The organism is Longimicrobium sp. (genome assembly GCF_036554565.1).
Taxonomy (GTDB): Bacteria; Gemmatimonadota; Gemmatimonadetes; order Longimicrobiales; family Longimicrobiaceae; genus Longimicrobium.
In genome coordinates this window covers 1-5,934 of sequence record NZ_DATBNB010000794.1, presented here as the reverse complement: position 1 = coordinate 5,934, position 5,934 = coordinate 1, and the positions used below count along the sequence as shown (strand labels likewise).

The following is a 5,934-nucleotide window of genomic DNA, read 5'->3' as shown; positions in this document are numbered from 1 at the left end:
GTGCCGAATCCAGTCCAGCATGTGTGACTCTCCTGGGGGGAGGAACGCGGCGCGGCCCGGAGAGGGGACCGGCGTCCACGGGGATGACGAGGCATCATGCGGGCCGTCACCTCAGCGCGGCGCGGCCAGCCACCCCTCCAGCGCGTCGACGGCCATGGGGCGGGCGAAGAGAAAGCCCTGCGCATGCCGGCACCCCAGCCGGTGCACGGCATCGTGCTGCGCGGCGGTTTCCACCCCCTCCGCCGTCACGGCGAGCTCCAGCGCGTCGGCCAATCCCACGATGCTCCGCACGATGGCCTGGTCCGCCGCGCTCTCGCCGATGCGCTGCACGAAGGAGCGGTCGATCTTCAGGCGGTCGAAGCCGAACTGGCGCAGGTAGGCGAGAGACGAGTAGCCGGTGCCGAAGTCGTCCAGGCAGATGCGCACCCCCAGCTCGCGCAGCGTGGCCAGCACGGAGGCGGCGGTCTGAAAGTCTTCCATGAACGAAGTCTCGGTCACCTCGATCATCAGCCGGCGCGTATCTACCCCGAAGCGGGCCAGCACGTCTTCCACGTCCTGCACGGCTCGCGGATGCACCACGTGGCGGCCGGAGAAGTTCACGCTCACGGGCAGGGCGCCCAGCAGCGGGTGGTCCGTCCACGTCTTCAGCTGCCGCGCCGCCGCGGCCAGCACCCAGCGGTCCAGGTCTACGATCTTCCCCGTTTCTTCCGCCACGGGAAGGAACGCCTGCGGCCCCAGCAGCCCGCGCTGCGGGTGGTTCCACCGCACCAGCGCCTCCAGCCCCTCCACCCGCCCGTCTGCCAGGCACACGATGGGCTGAAAGTGAAGCGTCAGCTCGTCGCGGTCGATGGCGCGCAGAAGATCCTTCTCCACCTCCAGCAGGGCCTCTTCGTGCGCCATCACCCCCGGCTCGGAAAAGCCGTGGTGCCCGGCGCCCAGCGTCTTGGCGCGGTACATGGCGCGGTCCGCCATCGCCAGCACCCCCTCCGGCGTCTCCGCGCACGCCCCCAGCGCCACGCCGATGCTGGCCGAGCAGCGCATCTCCACGTCCTCGATGGTCACCGGCGCCGCGAGCAGCCGCTGGATGCGCTGAACGACGGCGAGCGCGTCCTGCTCGCGCTCCACCCCGTGCAGCAGCGCGGCGAACTCGTCGCCGCCGATGCGCGCCACCATGTCGCTGGGGCGGATGGAGGCGGCCAGGCGCTCGCCCACCACGGCCAGCAGCGCGTCGCCCGCGGCGTGGCCCAGGCGGTCGTTCACCGTCTTGAAGCGGTCCAGGTCCACGAACAGCACCGCGAACTCGGCCCCACGCTGGCCGCGGGCCTCGCACGCCTGCTGCAGCGCGCGCAGAAAGGCGGCGCGGTCGGGCAGGCGCGTCAGCGCGTCGAGGTCCACGTCGCTCGAAGGGGCAGCGGGCTCCTCGCGCCCGCTCAGGTCCTCGCACCACGTCACCAGCCCCATCGGCCGCTCGTCGTCCGCCGCTACGATGTCGGACCACAGGCGCACGGGAAAGCGGGTGCCGTCGCGGCGCACGTTGATCCGCTCGCGCACCCAGCGGCGCACGGGGCGCGCAGGCACGCCGCCCTGCGCGCTCCACAGCTCGGGCGGCGCCAGCGCGCGGGCGGGAAGGCCGTACATCTCGTCCAGCCGGTAGCCGTGCATCTGGGCCTCGGCGGGATTGGTGTAGACGATGGCCCCCGTCTCGTCGGTGATGGTCAGCCCGCGATCCACCGCCGCGAGCGCCCGTTCCAGCAGCTCCAGCCGGGCCTGGGCCGCGCGCAGCGCCTCGTCCGCGGCCTCCGCGCGGATCTCGGCCATCGCCCCCGCGGCCATGCACTCCAGCGCGGCGACCTCGCCGGCGGACCAGGGCCGGACGTTGAGGGCCACCAGCGAGCCGGCGGGCGCCTCGCCCGGAGTGGCAAGCGGCACGAGGGCGAGCGAGGGGCCGAAGACGAGGGACGGATCGCCGGCGGAGAGCGCGCGGAAGGTGCGGGTTTCGCCCGCGTTCCGTGCGTCGCGCAGCGGCGGGCCCAGGTGAAGGATGGCGGCCAGCAGCGCCTGCTGGTGCTCCGGCGCGCCGGCGGTGTGCACGGGGGGATGGCCGGCGCCCTCCAGCAGCACGGCGGCGGCACCCAGGTTCAGCCGGGCGACGGCGTTCGCGGCCAGGCCGCGCAGGGTCTCGGCGCCAGCCCCGGAGGCGGCATCGGATACGGACGGAGGAGTGCGCATGGCAGCACCTGTTCGGTAACCCGACCGGCATGGCCGCAGGGGAGCGCGGCTGTAGCCTCGTGGCTTTGCGTCCCCGCCTTTCGACGGGTTTGCCGTTATCGTAGGTGCCCGGCGCGGGTAAGAACGGCCAGGCGGGGTGCATCATTTCCGGCAACTTGCGCCGGTGCACGGAGGTGGCGCAAGGAACGTTCCCGGTAAACGTCCTGCGCCGAGTGACGCTTACGGCGCGGCGGCAGGCGCCGCGGCCACGATCCGCAGCTCGCGCTCCTCGTCCCCGCGCTTCACGCGGACGGTGTAGGCGCGCCCCGGCGCCAGCCCAGGAAACAGGGGACGCTCCAGGCTGTCACGCCCGTCGATGGAGAGCACCACGTCGTCCACCATGAACCCCGCCGCGGCCGCCGGCGACTCCGGCGACACGACCGCGACGAACGGCCGCGCGTTGGGAAAGATGCGAAGTGCCAGGCCAAGGGTTCCCGCGGGGCGCGGGTTCCGGACCCCCTGCGAGTCGGCGGCGGTCGCGGTCGGCGCCGGCGTCGGCTGCTGCGCGCGAGCCGGGTGCGCGAACGCGATGGCCACCGCGGCTGCGGCGATGCTGATTCTCACGTAACGGACCTCGCGCGAAGGTGAGCGTCGGCGACGGGACGCGATTGGAAGCAAGCAGAAGTTGCGCGGATCGTCAACTGTTTTCGCGCCAGCGTGCGTTCAGCATCCGTGGAGGCTCGGCTTCAGCACCACAGGTCGAATGCGCGGGTGATGTCTGAGGGGTGCTCGAAGATCCACTCGGGCGTCATCGCCTCGATGGCGTGCAGAAAGGCGCCCTTGCCGGAGGGCGGGCCTGGGCGCATACACGTCGACGCAGCCCTTGTGCTGGCCGGCCCAGGCCCGGCAACTTCCGGGAAAGCATCGCCTGAGAAGCATCACCTGGAGCAGGCCCGGGCCCCTCCTTCCCAGGTGTCTCGCTGTACATCCTCATCCCACTCGCTTTCGAACATGCCGATGATAAGCTTGCGCCGATTGCTCGTCCTTCTCTTTTCCGGGGCGCCGGCCGGCGTACCCGCCGCCGAACCGCCCGGCGGCGAGCTGATTACCGGCATCATGCACCCGGCGGGCGCAGCAGGATCGCAGACCCCGCCGGGAGCGGACTGGACGCTGCGATTCACACTGGAGGAGTGGCGCCGCGCGGACGGGACCATTCACACCACTCCCCTGTCCGTCACCCGAACGACCACGCACAACGAGACGCAGGCACTGATGGACCGGCTCAATTCGCGGCGCGTGGTCTCTGTGCGAGTCCGCTTCACGGGCGAGAACACCGCGGAGCTCCTCGATGTAGTGGACACCCGCCTGGCCGCCGATGACCCGCTGCTGCTTCGCGCGGAACTCCTGTCGACGCCGGTCACGCACGAAGATGAGCGCTTCGGAACGTTGGTCCTGGACCGCTCCGCCGGGTGGTGGGAAGGGACAGCCGCGTGGGGCGCCGACACCATCGTCGTCCAGATGGAGGCGGAGAACGAAGTGGAGCTGGCGGCCTCGCTGCGAACGGCTCGGGCGCTGTGGGACGACCAGGCGGCGTGGGCGGAGAGGATCCGGGCGTTCGCGGTACAGTCGCTCCTGCCTCGGAAGAACGAGAGCTGGCTGGATGAAGGTGAGGCGAAAATGACACCTGCCGGGTTCCGCGCCGGATTGCGGCTGGAGTCGGTCACGGTCGACGCCGAGGGTGGCTTCACGTTCTGGTACGACGGCGGCGACCTGTTCTGGGGGCACTCGATCGAGATCACCGGCACTCTGCGCGACGGCCCGACGAGGGCAGACCTCCCGGGCTGAGCCAGGGCTCCGGGCCCGCTCTGAGCGCGTGGTTTGCGCGGGTGGTGCCTGCCCGGCGGCCGAGGCGCCGGAGCGCATGCCCCGGATGCTGATTTTTCCCACGCGCTCCACCAGCCGTCGCGGCACCTCCCGCACACGTCACCTGGCACCCGCCGCGCTCGGCTTCAGCACCAGAGGGCGAACGCGCGGGTGATGTCGGACGGATGCTCGAAGATCCATTCGGGCATCATCCCCTCGATGGCGTGCAGAAAGGCGTCCTTCTCCCCCGGCGCCGTCTTGGGCCACAGCGCCGCGCCGATCCTCATCCCCGCGTTGCGCCCCGCCTTCAGGTCGCTCGTGGAATCGCCGATGTAGATGGCAGCCGCGGGCTCTACACCCAGCGCCGCGGCGGCGGCGAGCAGGCCGGAGGGGTCGGGCTTGGGCGCGTGCACGTCATCGTCGGTGATCACCACGTCGAAGTAGCCCAGGTCCGAGTAGATCTGCGTGACGTGCCACGCCTCGCGGCTCTTCCCCGTGACGATCCCCATCGGGTACCCTGCGGACTTCAGAGCAGACAGCATCTCCACGACGCCCCCGTAGGTGCCCTCGCCCTTCAGGGAGTACAGCTCGCCGTACAGCTCCCGCATCTCGGCGTGGCACGCCGCCCCGCGCTTCTCGCCGATCCAGTCCACCAGGAACCGCCGCTCTGAAACGGGATTGCGCGCGATGATCTCCTCGTCGGTGGGCGCGTAGCCCAGGTGCGGCTCCAGCGCGCGCCGGTAGCACTCCAGGTACAGGTGATACGTGTCGATGAGTGTGCCATCCAGGTCGAACAGAATGGCCGCGGGCGCGAGGGAAATTCCTGATGTAGTCACGGTCTTTTGCGATCCGGCCGATACTCAAGCTGACGATACTATCTCTCACGATACTATCTCTGACAATAGTATGTCCGACGATACTATCCCTGACGATACTCAGGTCGACGATAGTATCTCTCGCTTAAGTATCGCGTGCCCCCGTAGGTCTGTGGTGACGAGGCTCGGTCGTGGTGACCGCTACCGCGCCCGGTGAGTTGATTCAGGCCGGTCACGCAGTCCCGCACTCACTTCCTCTCGATCTCCGTCCGCAGCCGCGTCAGCGCCTCCGGGCTTCACGTTGATGGCGCGTCGATCGAGGAACGCCGGCCACCGTACCGGGTATCCTCGCCCCGCGTCGGCGTACGCTTAACTGATTTCGAGACAACGAATTGCGATGATGATCAAACATCCGCGCGCGGCCTCGCTGGCGGCGCTTGCCGCCGCCCTCGCGGGGTGCGATTTGCCCGTGGGGGCGCCCGGCGCATCGGCACACGCCCGCGTCGATGCCACCGTACTCGCCCCGACGGGCCAGCCGGCCGCCGGGGTGGAGGTGACAGTACGCGAGGCCCGGCCCGCGCTGCCGTACCAGTTCACCTCCGACCTCACCGATGCCCAGGGCAGGGCCTCAGTGACCATCTGGCGCCTGGGCGGGCCGGCGCCGTCCAGCCCCGACACGATGTCGTTCGTGATAACGGCCCGGCGCGGCGAACCCGCGGTGCGCGACAGCGTATCGGTGGTCGTGCGGTTCGCGCCGACGCGGGAAGCCGTCCCCACCACGTCTGCGCGGCTGACGATCTCGTCGGGAGGCTGAGCCCGGCATCAAGATCTCCCGCAGGCGCACCGTGCGGGCATCAGTGCAGAGGCCGCGGGGCCGGGGCGATTGGAAAAGGGCGGCGCATGCCTCTGAGCAACCGGGAGGATCGTTGACAGTTTAGACCGACAGGATTGTTGACACTTTGTCATATCCCTTGGGAGTCCGGCGTCAGCCGGAGATCTTCCAGGTTCTCTCGTTCAGTCTACCCAGAAGACGCCGGTAGAAGTAGAT

General features: G+C 70.0%; 5 protein-coding genes and 1 riboswitch. Of the genes, 2 read left to right on the top strand and 3 right to left on the bottom strand.

From position 1 onward, the window contains the following. Positions 1-111: 111 nt before the first annotated feature. The gene (locus tag VIB55_RS22360) at positions 112-2,229 is read right to left on the bottom strand and encodes a bifunctional diguanylate cyclase/phosphodiesterase (RefSeq protein ID WP_331878894.1); all 2,118 of its coding nucleotides are present in this window, start codon (positions 2,227-2,229) and stop codon (positions 112-114) included. 11 nt (positions 2,230-2,240) lie between these two features. Further along, positions 2,241-2,333: riboswitch (cyclic di-GMP riboswitch) on the bottom strand. A 115-nt stretch (positions 2,334-2,448) separates the two neighbouring features. Beyond that, positions 2,449-2,832 carry a PDZ domain-containing protein gene (locus VIB55_RS22355; protein ID WP_331878893.1) on the bottom strand — a complete coding sequence of 128 codons (384 nt, stop codon included), beginning with the start codon at positions 2,830-2,832 and terminating at the stop codon, positions 2,449-2,451. A gap of 393 nt (positions 2,833-3,225) precedes the next feature. Between VIB55_RS22355 and VIB55_RS22350 the strand changes: the two genes are divergently transcribed. Then, entirely contained in the window at positions 3,226-4,053 is an 828-nt protein-coding gene (locus VIB55_RS22350; RefSeq protein WP_331878892.1) for a DUF2262 domain-containing protein, read from the top strand. Between the two features lie 164 nt (positions 4,054-4,217). Here VIB55_RS22350 and VIB55_RS22345 read toward each other — a convergent pair whose 3' ends face one another. Then, on the bottom strand, positions 4,218-4,907 hold the full coding sequence (locus tag VIB55_RS22345; RefSeq protein WP_331878891.1) for an HAD family hydrolase: 690 nt from the start codon (positions 4,905-4,907) through the stop codon (positions 4,218-4,220). 379 nt (positions 4,908-5,286) lie between these two features. On the opposite strand from VIB55_RS22345, the gene VIB55_RS22340 reads away from it, so the two are divergent. Continuing rightward, on the top strand, positions 5,287-5,700 hold the full coding sequence (locus VIB55_RS22340; protein WP_331878890.1) for a hypothetical protein: 414 nt from the start codon (positions 5,287-5,289) through the stop codon (positions 5,698-5,700). Positions 5,701-5,934 lie beyond the last annotated feature (234 nt).

What these genes read in the sequence shown, in the direction of transcription:
- VIB55_RS22340 (WP_331878890.1), top strand. Translation starts at nt 5,287, where the DNA reads ATGATCAAACATCCGCGCGCGGCCTCGCTGGCGGCGCTTGCCGCCGCC.
- VIB55_RS22350 (WP_331878892.1), top strand. Translation starts at nt 3,226, where the DNA reads ATGATAAGCTTGCGCCGATTGCTCGTCCTTCTCTTTTCCGGGGCGCCG.
- VIB55_RS22360 (WP_331878894.1), bottom strand. Translation starts at nt 2,229, where the DNA reads ATGCGCACTCCTCCGTCCGTATCCGATGCCGCCTCCGGGGCTGGCGCC.